The organism is Paenibacillus tuaregi (genome assembly GCF_900086655.1).
Taxonomy (GTDB): Bacteria; Bacillota; Bacilli; order Paenibacillales; family Paenibacillaceae; genus Fontibacillus; species Fontibacillus tuaregi.
Genome location: NZ_LT575476.1, coordinates 3,643,419 through 3,661,653, shown reverse-complemented (window position 1 = coordinate 3,661,653; position 18,235 = coordinate 3,643,419). Strand labels below are relative to the sequence as shown.

Annotated in this window: 16 protein-coding genes; all 16 read left to right on the top strand. The window is 49.8% G+C overall.

Annotated features, from left to right (window positions below):
- The first annotated feature begins 31 nt into the window (after positions 1 to 31).
- On the top strand, positions 32 to 1,042 hold the full coding sequence (locus BN6628_RS16330) for a polysaccharide deacetylase family protein (protein WP_082926940.1): 1,011 nt from the start codon (positions 32 to 34) through the stop codon (positions 1,040 to 1,042).
- A gap of 92 nt (positions 1,043 to 1,134) precedes the next feature.
- The gene (locus BN6628_RS16325; RefSeq protein WP_068619239.1) at positions 1,135 to 2,403 is read left to right on the top strand and encodes a M16 family metallopeptidase; all 1,269 of its coding nucleotides are present in this window, start codon (positions 1,135 to 1,137) and stop codon (positions 2,401 to 2,403) included.
- Complete coding sequence (gene dut / locus BN6628_RS16320; protein ID WP_068619238.1) at positions 2,375 to 2,827, top strand: dUTP diphosphatase; 453 nt, start codon at positions 2,375 to 2,377, stop codon at positions 2,825 to 2,827. Before BN6628_RS16325 ends, dut begins: the two co-directional genes overlap by 29 nt.
- A gap of 149 nt (positions 2,828 to 2,976) precedes the next feature.
- Positions 2,977 to 3,873, top strand: a complete 897-nt coding sequence (gene dpsA / locus BN6628_RS16315) for a dipicolinate synthase subunit DpsA (protein WP_068619237.1) — start codon at positions 2,977 to 2,979, stop codon at positions 3,871 to 3,873.
- A complete protein-coding gene (locus BN6628_RS16310) occupies positions 3,870 to 4,466 on the top strand; it encodes a dipicolinate synthase subunit B (RefSeq protein WP_068619235.1) in 597 nt (198 codons plus the stop codon). The genes dpsA and BN6628_RS16310 overlap by 4 nt, the downstream gene beginning before the upstream one ends.
- Before the next feature lie 58 nt (positions 4,467 to 4,524).
- The gene (locus BN6628_RS16305; RefSeq protein WP_068619233.1) at positions 4,525 to 5,565 is read left to right on the top strand and encodes an aspartate-semialdehyde dehydrogenase; all 1,041 of its coding nucleotides are present in this window, start codon (positions 4,525 to 4,527) and stop codon (positions 5,563 to 5,565) included.
- 73 nt (positions 5,566 to 5,638) lie between these two features.
- A complete protein-coding gene (gene dapG / locus BN6628_RS16300) occupies positions 5,639 to 6,859 on the top strand; it encodes an aspartate kinase (protein WP_068619232.1) in 1,221 nt (406 codons plus the stop codon).
- Positions 6,860 to 6,931: 72 nt separating this feature from the next.
- The gene (gene dapA, locus BN6628_RS16295) at positions 6,932 to 7,792 is read left to right on the top strand and encodes a 4-hydroxy-tetrahydrodipicolinate synthase (protein WP_068619230.1); all 861 of its coding nucleotides are present in this window, start codon (positions 6,932 to 6,934) and stop codon (positions 7,790 to 7,792) included.
- 300 nt (positions 7,793 to 8,092) lie between these two features.
- Complete coding sequence (locus BN6628_RS16290; RefSeq protein WP_068619228.1) at positions 8,093 to 9,772, top strand: ribonuclease J; 1,680 nt, start codon at positions 8,093 to 8,095, stop codon at positions 9,770 to 9,772.
- 241 nt (positions 9,773 to 10,013) lie between these two features.
- Positions 10,014 to 10,733 carry a ClpP family protease gene (locus BN6628_RS16285; protein WP_148449328.1) on the top strand — a complete coding sequence of 240 codons (720 nt, stop codon included), beginning with the start codon at positions 10,014 to 10,016 and terminating at the stop codon, positions 10,731 to 10,733.
- A complete protein-coding gene (locus tag BN6628_RS16280) occupies positions 10,730 to 10,960 on the top strand; it encodes a YlzJ-like family protein (protein WP_068619227.1) in 231 nt (76 codons plus the stop codon). Before BN6628_RS16285 ends, BN6628_RS16280 begins: the two co-directional genes overlap by 4 nt.
- 67 nt (positions 10,961 to 11,027) lie before the next feature.
- Entirely contained in the window at positions 11,028 to 13,637 is a 2,610-nt protein-coding gene (locus BN6628_RS16275) for an FtsK/SpoIIIE family DNA translocase (protein WP_068619226.1), read from the top strand.
- A gap of 159 nt (positions 13,638 to 13,796) precedes the next feature.
- Positions 13,797 to 14,681: a spore cortex-lytic enzyme gene (gene sleB, locus BN6628_RS16270; RefSeq protein WP_068619225.1), complete on the top strand. Its 885-nt coding sequence runs from the start codon at positions 13,797 to 13,799 to the stop codon at positions 14,679 to 14,681.
- Between the two features lie 150 nt (positions 14,682 to 14,831).
- Positions 14,832 to 16,112: an EF-P 5-aminopentanol modification-associated protein YfmF gene (yfmF, locus tag BN6628_RS16265; protein ID WP_068619224.1), complete on the top strand. Its 1,281-nt coding sequence runs from the start codon at positions 14,832 to 14,834 to the stop codon at positions 16,110 to 16,112.
- A gap of 3 nt (positions 16,113 to 16,115) precedes the next feature.
- Positions 16,116 to 17,399 (top strand): EF-P 5-aminopentanol modification-associated protein YfmH, encoded by a 1,284-nt coding sequence (gene yfmH, locus BN6628_RS16260; protein WP_068619223.1) that lies wholly within the window; start codon positions 16,116 to 16,118, stop codon positions 17,397 to 17,399.
- Complete coding sequence (ymfI, locus tag BN6628_RS16255; protein ID WP_068619222.1) at positions 17,396 to 18,163, top strand: elongation factor P 5-aminopentanone reductase; 768 nt, start codon at positions 17,396 to 17,398, stop codon at positions 18,161 to 18,163. The genes yfmH and ymfI overlap by 4 nt, the downstream gene beginning before the upstream one ends.
- Positions 18,164 to 18,235 lie beyond the last annotated feature (72 nt).

Sequence of the window (18,235 nt, the reverse complement as noted above, 5' to 3'; positions counted from 1 at the left end):
ACAAACTGGTTTGGAAGGATGAGCCTGTATCATGGATCGGAAAAAAACAACGGTGATCATCGTAACACTAAGCTCTATTTTGGTGCTGGGTCAGCTAAGCGGAGTCCAGTCCTTTGTGGACCGGTACGGGCCTGCCGCCAAGGGGCAGTATGCTTTCGAGCTGTTTGGAAGCGGCCAGGAGGATGGGGCACTGCTCTCTATGATTAAAGTGGAAGCTGAGAAACGCAGAGTCCCTCCTGTTGATGCGGTGAACGACCGGGTCTGGAAAGCCATTCCCGGTTATAATGGCCTTGAGGTCGATATTGATAAGACCTACCAGCGGGCACTCGGTTTAAAGAAGGAATCCGCGCGAGGGAACCTAGCCGTAGATCAGATCCCATTTGTATATAAAGAAATTCCGGCCAAGATCACACTTGATGATCTGGGTCCGCTGCCGATATACCGGGGAAATCCCAACAAGAAGATGGTCTCTTTTATGATCAATGTGGCCTGGGGGAACGAATTCATCGTTCCGATGCTGAATACACTGGATGCGGCAAAAGTGAAGGCCACCTTCTTCTTGGATGGAAGCTGGCTGAAGAAGAACGTGGAGCTTGCTAAGGAAATTCAGAAACGGGGGCATCAGATTGAGAACCATGCCTATTCCCATCCAAATATGAGCCAGTTAAATGAGAGCAGAGCTACCTTGGAAATCACCAAAACCAAAGACCTGCTCAAAGAATCGCTGGGGGTAGACAATAAGTGGTTTGCTCCGCCTTCAGGAGATTTCAATCAGAACACGGTTCAGCTTGCTGCCGCTCAAGGTCTGAGAACGGTGCTCTGGACGGTTGACACGGTTGACTGGATGAACCCGCTTCCGTCCAGTGTGGTCACCAAGATTGGCAAGAAGGTAGAGGCGGGTTCTCTCATTCTTATGCATCCGACCAAGTCTTCCATGAATGCTCTTCAAGGCATGATTGACGTGGTTCGTCAGAAGGGGCTGCAGCTTGGCACCGTGGAGGAGACTCTGTCCCCGGCAAGGCTTGGCAAGCCGCAGAGTTGAGCATTTTGCCTTTTTTTGATAGGATAATGGTGCATTTATAGAACTTGATTATAACCGCCTAACGGTGGTATGGATGTTTAGGAGGGCCTATCGTGAGAAGATTACAGCTGAAAAACGGCCTTCGGGTGGTTTTGGAGAAAATCCCCACTTGCCGCTCCGTCTCGTTTGGCATATGGGTGAAGACAGGATCGCGCAATGAAACGGCAGGGATTAACGGGATTTCCCACTTTATTGAGCACATGCTGTTTAAAGGCACGGAACGCTTTAGTGCCAAGGATATAGCAGAGCAGTTCGATGCAATTGGCGGGAATGTTAACGCATTTACATCCAAGGAGTACACCTGCTATTATGCCAAGGTACTTGATGAGCATCTGCCCATCGCTGTAGATGTACTCTCGGACATGTTCTTCCGTTCATTATTTGATGAGGGGGAGCTGGCCAAGGAGAAGAATGTCATTTTGGAGGAAATCTCTATGTATGAGGATACTCCGGATGATATGGTGCACGATCTGGTGACCGAGGCAGCCTACGGGAGTCATCCGCTGGCTTATCCGATTCTCGGGACAGAGGAAAGATTGTCTGGAATGGGACCCCGTGATCTCAGAGACTATATGAAAGAGAAATACACCATTTCGAATACGGTCATCAGTGTAGCGGGCAATTTCGACGATCAGCTGATCACCGAATTGCTTGAACACCATTTTGGCGCGTTCTCAGAAGAAGGCAGCCCCTCGGTCTTGGAAGCTCCTGATTTTCTAGGCGGACTTCGCTACCACAAGAAGAAGACTGAACAGAATCATATCTGTCTGTCCTTTCAGGGACTTCCGATCGATGATGACCGGCAGTATGCGATGGTTCTGCTGAACAACGCCCTCGGCGGCGGAATGAGCTCTCGCCTTTTCCAGGAAATCCGTGAGAAGCGCGGCTTGGCTTATTCGGTATATTCTTATCACAGCTCCCATGCGGACAGCGGATTGTTCACGGTTTATGCAGGAACGGCGCCGAAGCAGACCAAGGATGTGCTTGAGCTGACTAAAGAAATTCTGCATGAGACGGCCGTTAAGGGGCTTAGCGAGAGTGAGCTGAAGAAAGGCAAAGAGCAGCTTAAGGGCAGTCTGATCCTTAGCCTGGAGAGCACCGGCAGCCGGATGAACCGGCTGGGTAAGAACGAACTGATGCTCGGCAAGCACTATTCACTGGATCAGATGATTGAGCGGATTGAAGCTGTGCAGATGAGTGACATTCGCTATGTGATTGACAAAATGTTTGAACATCCGTACTCCCTGGCTATGGTGGGAGGATCGGACAAGGTAATACATGGATTGAGGAGAGATGAACTTGTCGTATCTGGTACAAATTAACCGTCTTCCAGGCAATGAGGACGTGGAGCTTCCGAAGAAAATGTCTGAGCTTGCTTCGGGTTTTGATCTGCATGCCGCAGTACAAGAACCCGTGGTTCTGGCGCCTGGTGAGCGTAAGCTGATCCCGACAGGAATCGCTATCGCGATGCCCGGCGGATTGGAGGCACAGATCCGTCCCCGCAGCGGACTGGCCTTTAAGCACGGGATTACGTGCTTGAATACTCCTGGGACTATTGACGCCGACTACAGGGGGGAAATTAAAGTCCTGCTGATTAATCTTGGACAGGATGCTTTTGCTATCAACCGGAATGAGCGCATCGCCCAGATGGTCTTCCAGACGGTTCCCGAGGTGGAGCTGGAGCAGGTGGATCAGCTGGATGATACAATCCGCGGTGCGGGTGGTTTCGGACATACAGGGAAATAGAAGTATATGGATGTTAAGAGCTTGCATGCCACGGTTATAACCTGGCTGCAGGCTTTTTTTTGCTTTCGGGCTTAGACGGCTTTCACCCCTTTCCCGGCAGGTGCATAAGATGCTCTATATGTGCTGTTAGGAAAGGAGTGATCTCCTTCATGTTTACCGGGCTGACTATTGTGTTCCTCGGTGGAGATGCGCGCCAAATCGAAGTGATCCGCAAATGTGCGGAGCTTGATGCCAATGTGAGAATTGTGGGTTTCGACCAGCTTGAGGAGCCTCCAGGAGGCGTCACTCTGGAGACACTCACCACCGGGCTGCTTGCATCTGCAGACGTGATTGTGCTGCCGGTGGTTGGAAGTGACGAGAAGGGATCGGTCCCGGTTCATTTCTCCAAGGACCCGATTATTCTTCTTGAAGAACATTTTGCGGCAATGCCAAAGGATGTCATGATTTACACCGGTATGGCCAAGGAGTTCCTGCGCAGGCATACGGCCAAGTATGGGCTGCAGCTGTTTGAGCTGCTGGACCGCGACGATGTCGCGATCTATAACTCCATTCCAACGGCTGAAGGTGCGTTAATGATGGCGATCCAGAATACGGATATCACCATTCATGGTTCCAATTGTGTGGTGCTTGGACTTGGCCGGACCGGGTTTACTTTAGCCCGGAATTTGCAGTCATTGGGTGCGGTAGTTAAGACAGGAGTCAGGCGGCACGACCATTTCGCCAGGGCGGTTGAGATGGGCTGGAAGCCTTTTATGACAACGGATTTGGCCGACCAGGCCTCGGATATCGACTTGATTTTTAATACAATTCCGACTATGATAGTCACAGCGCAAATCATTGCACAGATGCCCCGCCAGGCAGTCATTATCGACCTTGCTTCTGCTCCCGGAGGAACGGATTTCCGTTACGCGGAGAAGAGAGGCGTCAAGGCGCTCTTGGCTCCCGGCTTACCCGGAATCGTCGCTCCTAAAACGGCTGGAATTATTATGGCAAATTGTATTTGTCAGTCGATCATGGAACAGAAGATACGGGGGGATGTTCAATGAACTTGCAGGGAATAACGGTAGGTTATGCCATAACAGGCTCACACTGCACATTTGCGGAAGTGATGCCTCAAATTCAGCGTTTAGTGGATAGCGGGGCAAACGTGATTCCCATTGTGTCACAGTCGGTAATGACTACGGATACGCGTTTCGGCACTTCTGAGAGTTGGCAAAAACAGTTGAAAGATATTACAGGGAATGATATCATTTCTACAATTGTCGAGGCTGAACCGCTGGGTCCTTCCAAGCGGTTGAATGTGCTGGTCATTGCGCCGTGTACGGGCAATACTACCAGCAAGCTGGCGAACGCCATGACAGACAGTCCGGTCCTGATGGCGGCCAAGGCACAGCTTAGAACCGGCAGACCGGTGGTTCTGGCTATCTCCACGAATGATGGTCTTGGCTTCAATCTGGCCAACATCGCCAAGCTGATTGTAGCCAAAAATGTTTATTTCGTACCTTTCGGGCAGGACAATCCAACCGGAAAGCCAAATTCGCTTGTATCCCGTATGGATCTGGTCCCTGAAGCGTGCTACGCAGCATTGCAGGGGCAGCAGCTTCAGCCTGTCATCATTGAACACTCACAGCAAGCCTGACTACTGTAATAATGACTTATTATATATAGTAACGATTAGAGAAGGGGAGACGTGCCAGATGAGTAAAACGAAATTGAATGTCGCGGTTGTAGGCGCGACGGGTGCTGTAGGAGAACAAATTATCGGACTATTGGAGAAGAGAGATTTCCCGATCGATAAGCTGAAGCTCTTATCTTCGGCCCGTTCTGCAGGAACCCGCGTGACTTTTAAGGGACAGGAGATTACCGTTGAAGAAGCTGGCCCGGACAGTTTTGAAGGAATCGACATCGCTTTATTCAGCGCAGGCGGAGATGTGAGCAAGGAGCTTGCTCCCCATGCTGTACGCCATGGAGCTGTAGCTATTGATAATACGAACGCATTCCGTATGGATCCAAATACTCCATTGGTTGTCCCTGAGGTCAACGCAGACCAAATTGACGAGCATCAGGGAATCATTGCGAATCCGAACTGCTCCACAATCCAGATGGTAGCGGCGCTAAAGCCGCTGTATGACCGTTACGGTATTTCACGCATTATTGTATCGACTTACCAGGCGGTATCCGGCGCGGGCAGCCGTGCTATCGACGAGCTTCACCGTCAGACTGGTGAAGTTTTGAACGGAAATGCGGCAAATCCGGATATTTTGCCTGTAGGTTCCCTTCCTGTGAAGCATCAAATTGCTTTTAACGCGATCCCGCAAATTGATAAGTTCCAGGATAATGGATACACATTGGAAGAAATGAAGATGGTCCGTGAAACCAAGAAAATTCTGAACGATGAGTCCGTGCTTGTTACAGCGACCTGTGTCCGCATACCGGTTGTTTATGGGCACTCGGAGTCTGTCTATGTGGAACTCAAGGAAGATTACAACCTGGAGGAAGTCCGCTCTCTGCTCGAAAATGCGCCAGGGGTAACTGTTGTGGATGACCCGGCTAACCAAGTGTACCCGCTTGCGACGGATGCCGCAGGGAAGAACGATGTCTTCGTTGGACGTCTCCGCCGTGATCTTACCAATGAGCGCGGTCTGAATCTGTGGATCGTGTCCGATAACCTGCTTAAAGGCGCCGCTTGGAATGCGGTGCAGATTGCAGAGGTTATCGCTGCAAATAAATCGAAGTAACCTTATGTCATACGCTCCTTTCTTCGGATAGGTGGCGTATGTCTTCTTTTGACAACATACTGGAGGAATAGCAATGCGCATCATGGTGCAGAAATTTGGAGGCACATCTCTTGCAACTGCGGAAGCAAGGGAACATGTCGTACGTCATATCCGCAGAGAGCTGGAGACAGGATACCGTCTCGTCGTCGTTGTATCCGCCATGGGCCGGAAGGGAGACCCTTATGCGACGGACACCCTGCTGGAATGGGTAGCGGAGAATGGGGGGGATCTGCCGGTACGGGAGAAGGATCTGCTGCTGATCTGCGGTGAAATCATCTCTGCAACAACACTGTGCGGGCTGCTTGAACGGGAGTCGATCTCTTCTGTAGTTCTCACAGGAGCTCAGGCTGGATTCCGCACGGATGAGCAGTTCGGCAATGCACGTATTCTGGATGTGGTCCCGGCACGAGTACTCGATGAACTCAGCAGCAAGGATGTCGTGATTGTAACCGGCTTCCAAGGGCAGAGCCTGAACGGAGATTTCACAACCCTGGGCAGAGGAGGAAGCGATACTTCGGCAACCGCGCTGGGTGCGGCTCTGCATGCGGAGATTGTGGATATTTATACGGACGTTAATGGGATTCTGACAGCTGACCCCCGGATCGTAGAAGATGCCAAGCCTCTATCCTATGTGAGTTATGCGGAAATCTGCAACATGGCCCATCAAGGGGCCAAGGTCATTCACCCTCGGGCTGTAGAGATCGCTATGCAGTCCAGTGTTCCTGTACGTGTCCGCTCGACCTTCTCAGATAATGTGGGTACCCTGGTGGCAAATCCGGAAGGCTTCAAAGATGTTCAGACCGGCATTGTGGACCGTTTTGTGACAGGCATCGCCTATGTGAGCAACGTGACCCAGATCACGGTAGAAGCTGGCGAGCAGGGACCGCATCATCTTCAACTGGATGTGTTCAAGGCCATGGCTGAGAACTCCATTAGTGTGGATTTTATTAATGTAACCCCTGCGGGGGCAGTTTATACGGTATTTGACAGCGACAGCATCAAAGCGGTTGCCGTGCTTGAAGAACTGGGGTTCAAACCGAAGGTGCTGAATGGGTGTGCCAAGGTCTCGGTCATCGGCGGCGGAATTAACGGAGTACCGGGAATTATGGCCAAGATCGTTGAAGCCTTAACAGAGCATCATATCCAAATCCTTCAATCGGCAGATTCGAACACGACGATTTGGGTACTGGTTCACAAAGAGGATATGGTTCAGGCGCTCCGTGCCCTGCATACGAAATTTGAGCTTCATCGGTAGTTAACGTGTATTTCAGGCTGCATGCTTGTTAAATAATGAAGGCTTCATAACAATGCTTAAGGAGGAGTTAAGGTGGATTACGGAAGACTAATCACAGCCATGGTCACCCCATTTGATGAACAAGGGAATGTCAGCCTGGAACAAACGGCTAAGCTTATAGACTATCTGATCGAGGAACAAAAGTCGGATGCCTTGGTGGTATGCGGAACTACAGGAGAGTCTCCTACGCTCAGCGATGAGGAGAAGCTGCAGCTTTTTGAATTCACGGTCAAACATGCGGCGGGCCGCTGCAAGATCATAGCTGGAACAGGCAGCAACAATACGGCGCATTCTATCCATCTTACCGCTAAGGCTGAGAAGCTTGGTGTTGATGGAGTGCTTCTGGTTGTTCCTTATTACAGCAAGACCAATCAGGAAGGCTTATACCGGCATTTTGAAGCTGTTGCCGCTTCGACTAAGCTTCCAGTGATGCTCTATAATATTCCTGGCCGTTCAGTCATTAATATGACTGCTGAGACGATCCTTCGTCTGGCTGAAATTCCTAACATCACTTCGATCAAAGAATGCGCCCCGCTCGACCAGCTGGCCGAGGTGGCTGGCCTGGCACCAGAAGGCTTCAAAGTATATTCTGGCGATGATGCGGCTACACTTCCGGCACTTGCCGTTGGTGCATATGGAATTGTGAGTGTCGCGAGCCATTTTATCGGCGAGCCGATGCAGCAGATGATCCATGCTTACCTTGAGGGTGAGACTGCTGAGGCAGCCAAGCTCCATCAGAAGCTCTTGCCTATTTTCAAGGGCTTGTTTGAATGCCCAAATCCCGTTCTCGTCAAATCCGCTCTGAACGAGCGGGGAATTGAAGTCGGCTCTGTTCGCCTTCCTCTTGTGCCACCGACAGACGCGGAAGCTGCCCGTTTACGTGAAATTCTGTAGTCTTAGGACCGTTAAATCCGGTCTCAAAAGTTAAATAATTACCCGAATGTTAAAAACCGCTGCGCTCTTTCAGGCATCGGTTTTTTTGTTGTTGTGCAAGGTAACGTTAACGGGTGATCCTTGACTGACTTGTTTTTTGCCAATTTGATCATGTATAATGGGGTCAAGTGACTGGGTGCGGTATATTTTTGAATATTAATTATGTGCGGATTTGTTCTAAAGAGAATCTTTAGGATTTAGTTCAGTCTGCATAAATCGAAATGATACGACGTCCAATACATTTAGGAGGGTTAGATTCACTTGTCTAAAAAAAATAACATCGATAAACTAACGATCTTTGCACTGGGCGGCGTTGCAGAAATCGGGAAGAACATGTATGTGGTTCAGTATGCCAATGACATCGTTGTCATTGATGCCGGCCTTAAGTTCCCAGAGGAGGATATGCTGGGGATCGACATCGTAATTCCTGATATTACTTACTTAACGGAGAACCGTGATAAAGTAAGAGGCATTGTCCTGACTCACGGGCATGAAGATCACATTGGCGGATTGCCTTATGTTTTGAGGCATCTGAATGTTCCTGTGTACGGAACGAAGCTGACTTTGGGATTGGTGGAGAATAAGCTTAAAGAAGCCAACCTTCTCGGGGATACAAAGCGTATCCTGATCAACGCGGATTCGGAAATCCAACTGGGCTCAACACTGAAAGCCACTTTCTTTAAGACGAACCATAGTATTCCGGATTCCGTAGGCGTCTGCATCGAGACACCGGAAGGTAATGTTGTGCATACCGGGGACTTTAAGTTTGATCATACACCAGTCAATGGTCAATTTGCGGATTTGCAGCGTATGGCTGAAATTGGACAAAGAGGCGTACTTGCCCTGCTGTCCGATAGTACAAATGCGGAGAAACCGGGCTTTACGCCTTCGGAGAAGAATGTCGGCGTTGTTCTTGGAGATATCTTCCGTCAGGCACAGCAGCGTGTTGTAGTTGCAACGTTTGCGTCAAATGTCCATCGTATTCAACAGGTATTTGATGCCGCTTTCGCAACCGGCCGCAAGGTGACGGTTATCGGACGCAGTATGGTGAATGTGGTATCCATCGCATCTGAACTTGGATACCTGGATGTGCCAGACGGCATTCTGATTGAGCCTGAAGAAGTGAACAAGATGGCCAGCGACCGGGTTGTTATCCTGTCTACAGGAAGCCAGGGCGAGCCCATGTCTGCGCTGACGCGGATGGCCCGTTCCACACACCGCAAGGTTGACATTCTGCCGGGGGATACGGTAATTATTGCAGCTACACCGGTGCCAGGTAATGAGAAATATGTTGGACGCACAATTGATGAGCTGTTTCGTCTTGGGGCAGAGGTGATCTACAGCGGCTCCAACTCCGGGGTTCACGTCTCCGGTCACGGCAGCCAGGAAGAGCTTAAGCTGATGCTTAACTTGATGAAGCCGAAGTACTTTATACCTATCCACGGTGAGTATCGTATGCTTCGCAAGCACGCTCTGCTTGGGGAATCTGTTGGGATTCCGCGTGAGGATATTTTCCTGATTGAAATCGGGGATACGGTAGAAATCCAGAATGGTGTGGCACGCAAAGCCGGTAAGGTTCCTGCAGGCAATGTCCTGATTGACGGACTAGGCGTTGGGGATGTCGGCAACATCGTACTTCGTGACCGCAAGCTGCTCTCCCAGGATGGTATCCTGGTTGTAGTAGTTACGCTAAGCAAACAGGATGGCACAATCGTATCCGGTCCGGATATTATCTCCCGCGGATTTGTATATGTAAGAGAGTCGGAAGGTCTTCTTGAAGAAGCGAACCGCATCGTAACCAGCACCCTTGTACGGTTGATGAGCGAGAACGTCAATGAATGGGCTTCTCTCAAAACGAATGTGAAGGATGCGCTGGGCCGCTTCTTGTATGAGCAGACCCGCCGCAGACCTATGATTCTTCCAATTATTATGGAAGTATAATACAACTGATTAGACGGGCACACAGTCGCCCCCTTTCCTGCCGGTAATATTGGACGGTTCCTAGTGGGAAAGGGGGCTTTTCTATGCCCACAGCCGGGGAAGATGGGCCATGCATAGGGTGGTAAAGGTTGACGGCATACTACTCAGGAGACTGTAGATCATGCATACAGCAAACCAACAGAGCGGAAGGATGAAGATAATGTACAAACCGCAATTATCCCATGGTTATTCTGAGTTCCGGATGGAGCTTCCTCCACAGGAAGCCCCGGCTGAGAAGAAGCCACCCGTCATGGATTATATTCAGCAGTTAGGACAGACCTCGGTACCGGTAGCTGAGGTATCCAATCTTTATTGCCTTACCATAATCGGGCAGATTGAGGGACATATTGTGCTCCCTCCGCAAAATAAAACGACCAAGTATGAACACTTGATCCCTCAGCTTGTCGCTGCTGAACAGAATAGGCAGATTGAGGGCATTCTGATTATCCTCAATACTGTTGGCGGAGATGTGGAGGCAGGACTTGCCATAGCCGAGATGATCGCTTCGCTATCCAAGCCCACAGTCACGGTGGTGATTGGAGGCGGACACAGCATCGGAGTGCCTATTGCGGTTTCTTCGGACTATTCTTTTATCGCGGAGAGCGCCACGATGACGATTCATCCGATCCGTATGACGGGTCTGGTCATTGGGGTACCGCAGACCTTCGAATATATCGAGAAAATGCAGGAGCGGGTGGTGCGGTTTGTGACTTCACACTCCAGAATCTCTGCAGAGCTCTTCAAAGAACTGATGTTTAAAACCGGAGATCTGAACCGGGATATCGGCACCGCTGTCGGAGGGGCGGATGCGGTGAACTATGGTCTGATTGACGGCCTTGGAGGAATTGGTGAGGCTTTGAATCACTTAAATAAACTAATTAAGGAGCGTAAAGAAGTTCAGGCAGGGGGCTTGACCCAATGACCCATTATACTGTTATCCCCTGGGAGCTGATATGGGAAAATGCGGACGTGGAGGAGGTCTTCACCGAAGTAGAGATGAACGGAGTGCTTCTTCAGGTCCGTTTGGAACCCGGCAGCAGGGCGACCATTGTCCGTATCCTTCGTGGTGGTCTGGAAGATTATCTCAATCCCTGTTATGCGCCCGGCCAGGAAATTGTCTACCTTCCTACACTCCTGAATCGACGCTAAGCGACAGCTTATTTCTATAGGTAGCCCCGGAGGATTATGGTATAATAATCTTCTGGGGGTGGTCCTTTTGGCCAGAAAAAGAAAAAAGAAAAAAGCCACACTGGGCAGTGTGCTGAAGTATGAAATCTACGGGATCATCCTGATCACATTATCAATCATCGGACTTGCTGGAGAAGCCGCTGTTGGACATACATTGTTTAAGATGTCCGCGATGGTGCTTGGCAAGTTTTACTTTGTCATTCCCCTGATAGGAATATATGTAGGGCTTACCGTAATGATTCACCGGAAGTGGCCATCCAAATGGAGCTCAAGACGAACCGGGGGAGTTCTCCTCGTTCTTGCTTTTACATTGATGAGCACGATTTCGGCTATGCAGACCAAGCTTGCTCCTGTGCTGCCTTTGACTCCGACTAACATCTTACGTCAGATTCACCATGATCTTCAGTTTGCGCTGACCCAGGTAGGCACGGGAGTAGCGTCCATGTTCAATTTGGATATTAGCGGAGGTTATGTTGGGGCGCTGGAATTTATCTTGCTTTATGTTTTGTTTGGGATCACGGGCGCCAAGTTAATGATGCTGGTGATGTTTGCGATCAGTTTCATGTTAATTACGAACTTATCCTATGTTGAGCTGTTTAGTATCATTAAAGATCGTACAAGCCGCACGGCAGCACTTCTAAGCAAGAAGTATCGGCTGCTTCGCCCAACCCCGGTTGCTCAAGGCACTAAATCTAAGGAACGGCCGGTCAAAATTACTCCTGCTGTTGATGAGATGGAGGAAGATGAGGATCACTTCCCTGAGCAGGAACAGGAGGGCGTTCGCAAGAAGCCGGTGTTCTTCCAACTGCTCGGATTTAAGGAGAAGAACAAGCAGGAAGAGACGCCAGCTGCGGAGAACGGGACATCTGGGGATGCGCCTGAGGATGTGGACTGGGACGGGGTGTATACCTCGGAAAATGCGGGGCGGTCTCCTCTTGAAACGGAGACCGCCCATCAGAATCAGGAGCCGAGTCTCATCATCCGTGACTTCTTTGACCAGATTAAACGCGAGGATGTCCGGGAGGAAGACAAGGACGACCAGACGGCAGACATGGATGATAGGGAAGATTCCCATTCCTATACTCCATTTGATCCGGATGCTGGCGGATCGCCCTCTGCCCATGCGGAAGAGGGGCCTGAGAACGGTGATTTGCCGGGTGCGGTCCAAGGCCTTACCCCAATTCCCACACCACCTCCGAAGCCTGTACCTAAGCCGTACAAGCTTCCTTCCTTTAAACTGTTGTCTAAAGGCGTAAGCGGAGCCAAAGCAGGAGACCAGGCGGATTATATGCAGACGGCCCGCAAGCTCGAGGCTACACTTGAGAGCTTTGGGGTACGTGCCAAGGTGCTCGAGGTAGTTCGGGGTCCGGCAGTAACCCGTTATGAAATCCAGCCTGATATCGGGGTAAAGGTAAGCCGGATTGTGAACTTAACCGACGATATTGCGCTTGCTCTCGCGGCTAAGGATATTCGGATGGAAGCGCCTATCCCGGGTAAATCGGCGATTGGGATTGAGGTTCCAAACAGCGAGGTGTCGGTGGTCACCATGCGGGAGGTAATGGAAACTCCAACCTTCCAGGATGCGGAGTCCAAAATGTCCATTGCGTTCGGAAGGGATATTTCAGGTCAGACGATCGTTGGCAATTTGGCCAAGATGCCCCATCTCCTCGTTGCCGGTGCCACGGGTTCAGGTAAATCCGTGTGTATTAACGGCATCATCACAAGCATTCTGTACAAAGCCAAGCCGGATGAGGTTAAATTCCTCATGGTAGACCCGAAGATGGTTGAACTTAATATGTATAACGGAATTCCCCATCTGCTGGCTCCAGTCGTCACCGATCCCAGACGGGCTTCGCTGGCTTTGAAGAAGATCGTTGTTGAGATGGAGAAGCGCTACGAGATGTTCTCCAAATCAGGGGCACGTAATGTTGAGGGGTATAACAATATGATGAAGGACAATCCGGCAGCCGTTCTCCCTTATATTGTAGTCATTGTTGACGAGCTTGCCGACTTGATGATGGTGGCCGCCAATGATGTGGAGGATGCTATTGCCCGTCTGGCCCAGATGGCGCGGGCGGCTGGAATCCATTTGATTATTGCGACTCAGCGTCCTTCTGTAGATGTTATCACAGGGGTGATTAAGGCGAATATTCCATCACGTATTGCGTTTGGCGTGTCTTCGCAGGTTGATTCCCGGACGATTCTGGATATGGCGGGAGCGGAGAAGCTCCTGGGACGCGGCGACATGCTCTTCATGCCGATGGGCGCTTCCAAGCCGATTCGTGTACAGGGTGCGTTTATGAGTGATCAGGAGGTTGAAGCCATTGTTGATTATGTTCGCGGCCAGGCGGAAGCGGAATACGATGAGACTTTAATCCCTGAAGTGGACGACTCTGTCCAAGAACCTGAGGAACAGCTTGATGAACTGTATGATCAGGCGGTTCAAATCGTGCTGGAGGCGAAGCAGGCTTCCGTCTCCCTGCTTCAGAGACGCATGAGGGTAGGATACACACGTGCGGCCAGATTAATTGACTCCATGGAAGCCAGAGGCGTTGTAGGGCCATATGAAGGAAGTAAGCCGAGAGAAGTGTTAACCTCTATAGAGCAGTACAAACAGCAGAATAGAGTGAGCTCATAGGCTTGTATATCTAAGTTAGAGTGCGCATGAAGATGCGCGCTCTTTTTTTGCATATTCTTTATTTGCGAGAGCAGAGCCTAAGTCAGTGCATAGGAAAAGGCAGCTGTTGTCATACTAAAGTTACCATCTTACCAAACAAGAGAAAGGCGGACTTGACGTATGAACAACAAGAAAATCTGGTTGACAGCCGGGTTGGTCTTTTTATTGGTTTGCACCCTGTATGGAACCTACCAGCTTAGAAAGACAAATATGACACCGGCTGCGAGTGACAAGCAGGAGAATACCCTCCCGGCATTCAGCTCCCAGGTGATTAAGCTGGGGTCGTTCGGGCAGGATGTATATGAGCTGCAGGGCAGGCTTGCCTTCCTGGGATATTATCATGGGGAGCTTGACAGCCATTTTGGTGAAACCACCAAAAAAGCTTTGAAATGGTTCCAATCCGAATTCGGAATGACTCCGGATGGCTTGGCTGGTGCGAAAACAAAGCTGATGCTGTACAATGCGACCAAGGATTGGGTGCCGAAGGCGTCCTCCTACAATCCGAACCCAGACCAGAATACAAATGAGAATACGGAAGAGCAAAATGCGGGCAACAATCAGACAGGCAAGAACACAAGTAATAATGAGAGCAGCACAAGTAATAAGGAAAGCAACACGGGTGAGCTTTCTTCTTCCAACCCGCTTGGGCTTTCGGAGAATGACCTGAAGATTATGGCAAACGCGGTAAACGGAGAAGCCCGTGGGGAACCCTTTGAAGGACAGGTTGCGGTGGCCGCGGTTATTTTAAACAGGGTAAAATCCCCGAGTTTCCCGAATACCGTATCGGGTGTTATTTTTCAACCCGGTGCCTTTACAGCCGTGGCAGATGGACAGATCTGGCTTGAGCCGAACGAGTCATCACGAAAAGCTGTAAGGGAGGCCTTGAACGGCATGGACCCATCCGGAGGATGCCTGTATTATTTTAACCCGGAAACGGCTACATCGAAATGGATCTGGACAAGACCTCAGATCAAAACGATCGGCAAACATATTTTCTGTATGTAAAAGTAAAGCTTGACAACGAAGAGCAGCTCAGGGTTCCCCTGGTTGCTTCTTTACTTTGGAATGGTATAGAATGGATTTAAATTTGCCGTTATTATGCAGATGATGTGACAATATACTTCATCAACAGTCTCTCGTAAAGGGGTTTTGTCCTTGAATAAGATTTTGTTTGAGCGCGGAAGCGTAAACCATATCCGAATTCATGTAATGCCGACAAAAAGGTTTAAAACGTTTGCGATTTCTGTATATGCCGGGATTCCCCTTGAAGAAAAGACGGTGGCAACAACCGGTCTGATTCCGTTTGTTCTCCGCAGAGGTACGGTGTCCTATCCGGAAACAACACAATTCAGGGAGCGGCTTGAGAATCTGTATGGCGCCGGCTTCGGTTTCGATATTTACAAGAGAGGCGATCACCAGATCGTGCAGCTCCGCATGGATACGATTAATGACAGCTTTGTACAGAGTAATGAATCGTTATTGGAGCAGTCCTTCTCCTTTCTGGGAGAAGTGCTGACTGAGCCGGTAACTGAGAATGGAAGCTTCCGTGCCTCTTATGTAGCAGCAGAGAAGGAGACCGTGCGTAAGAAGCTGGAATCGATTATCAATGACAAGATCCGCTACGCGGCCGAGCGCTGTCTCGAAGAGATGTTCCGGAATGATCCTTACCGTCTGCATCCGCTTGGCAGCAGGGAAGAGTTGGCCGCCATTACACCGGAAAGCTTGTATTCCGCCTTTGGCAGCTGGGTGGAGAACGCAAATCTGGATCTCTATGTGGTCGGGGATACAACGCTTGAAGAAGTTACCCGGCTTGTGGAGAAGAGCTTTAAGATCAAACGGACGGAAGCCAGACAATACACTCCAACGAATGTGAGCTTTGAGACAGGGGATGTGCATACGGTCGAAGAGCGTCTTAACGTGAATCAGGGCAAGCTGAATCTTGGACTCAGAACCCCGATTACATACGGGGACGACAAATATGCTACCGCCTTGCTGTATAACGGCGTTCTTGGCAGTTATCCGCATTCCAAGCTGTTCATTAATGTGCGGGAGAAGGAAAGCCTTGCTTATTACGCCTCCTCAAGATATGACGGTCATAAAGGAATGGCGACGATCCAATCCGGGATTGAAATTGCCAATTATGAGAAGGCGCTTGAAATTATTAAGAATCAGCTTGAGGCTATGCGCCAAGGGGAAATCAGTGATTTGGAGCTGAATCAGACGAAAGCGATGATTCGGAATCATATTGTGGAGATGCAGGATTCCGCTTTTGAAATGATCGCTTATGATTTTAACAGGGTCATTTCAGGTAAGGAACGCAGCCCGGAAGAGCTGTTGGCCCAAATGGAGCAGGTTACAGCCAGCGATGTGAAGGAAGCGGCTCAAACGTTCCACTTAAATACGGTATACTTCTTAAAAGGCGAAAAGGAGGAATAGGCTGTGGACAAAATTCATTACGAACAGCTTCAAGAGACACTGTATCACGAAGTCATGGATAACGGACTTCAAGTCTACGTCCTTCCGAAGCCGGGCTTCAAGAAGACCTATGCCACATTTACAACTAAATACGGCTCTATAGATAATCATTTCCGGGTGGAGGGGCAGGAGGAAATCTCCGTGCCTGATGGAATCGCCCATTTCCTGGAGCACAAAATGTTTGAGGAGCCTGAAGGTGATATTTTTGCCACGTTTGCCTCTCAAGGCGCTTCAGCCAACGCATTTACCAGCTTCGACCAGACCTCTTATCTGTTCTCGGCCACTGAGAATATCCCGGCTAATCTGGAGACATTGATTAATTTCGTTCAAAACCCTTATTTCACAGACCAGAATGTGGAGAAGGAAAAAGGAATTATTGGCCAGGAGATCGGGATGTATGCGGATAATCCGGATTGGCGTGTATACTTCGGACTAATCGAGGCGATGTATAAGACGCATCCGGTTCATATTGATATCGCGGGAACGGTGGAGTCGATTGGTACGATTACCAAGGAAACTTTGTACACTTGTTATAACGCCTTTTACCATCCAAGCAATATGCTGCTCTTCATCGTTGGGGGAGTGGAGCCTGAGGAAGTATTCGAGCTGGTAAGAACTAACCAAGCGAAGAAAAACTATCAGCCGCAGGGCGATATCGATCGTCTGTTTGAGGATGAGCCTGCCGGAGTAAATGAGCGTCGCCGTGTTACCCGTCTCCCGGTATCACTTCCGAAGTGTCTCTTCGGGTTCAAAGAAACCCGCCTAGGGATTACGGGGGAAGAACGAGTCAAGCTGGACCTGACCACCAAGCTGGTGCTGGATCTGCTATTCGGTTCAAGCACGGAGCTGTATCAGAAGCTGTACGATATGGACCTGATCTCAGACAGCTTCGGCCACGAGTATAACAGCGATCCGAATTATGCCTTCTCCGCTATAGGAGGAGATACCCGTGATCCGGATGAATTGCTCCGCGTGGTGACTGAGGAGATCAATACATTGATGGAAGCCGGATTTAAGGCAGAGAACTTCGAAAGGGCCCGCAAGAAGAAGATCGGCGGTTATTTGCGGATGATGAATTCTCCGGAAAATATTGCTCATGAGTTTACCCGCTACCGGCTGCGGGGTGGGGACTTTTTTAACGTGCTTCCACTTTATGAGTCGATCACGCTTGAAGATGTTAATCAGCGCTTGAGAGATCACATTAATTGGGATCAGCTGGCGGTGTCGCTTGTGGTGAGTCCGGAATGATTTTGGAAGCTGGGAGAGAGAAGAGCATCAAGAATATGACCGTATTAATTACGGGAGCAAGTCGGGGAATTGGCGCGGCCATTGCTGAACGATTTGCCATGGAAGGATTAAGTGTGATTATCCACTATGGCAAGTCCCATGAGAAGGCGAATGAAACCGCCCGCAAATGTATGGCCCATGGAGTAAAGGTACTTACCCTTAGTGCTGACTTAAGATCGAAGGATGATATCCTGCGGATGAAAGAGAAGCTGGATGATCATGGTCTATACCCGGATATTCTGGTCAATAATGCAGGAATTGCGGGGTATGGCATGCTGGAGGACTTAACGGAAGAGCAGTGGGACGAAATGATGAAGGTGAATTTAAAAGGTGTTTTTCTGTGCACACAGACATTTATGCCTTTTATGATTCGGCAGCGGTTTGGAAGAATTATTAATGTATCCTCAATTTGGGGGATGTCGGGAGCATCCTGCGAGGTTGCTTATTCTGCGGCCAAAGGTGGCGTGAATGCATTCACCAAGGCGCTGGCCAAAGAGTTGGCCCCTTCGATGGTCACCGTGAATGCTGTAGCTCCGGGTGCGGTCCGCACGGATATGATGAACAGCTTTGAGGAATCCGAGATCCGCCGGCTGGAGGAAGAGATTCCGGCCGGCCGGCTTGCTGACCCAGATGAGGTTGCCTCGCTGGTGTATTTCCTGGCTCTTCCCGAATCAAGCTATATTACAGGACAGATTATCAGCCCTAACGGGGGCTGGATTACATAATCATATCCAGCCCCCGCATTGCATAATTAGGTTCCAAGAATCACATATTACAACTGTTGATCTTAAATCTTA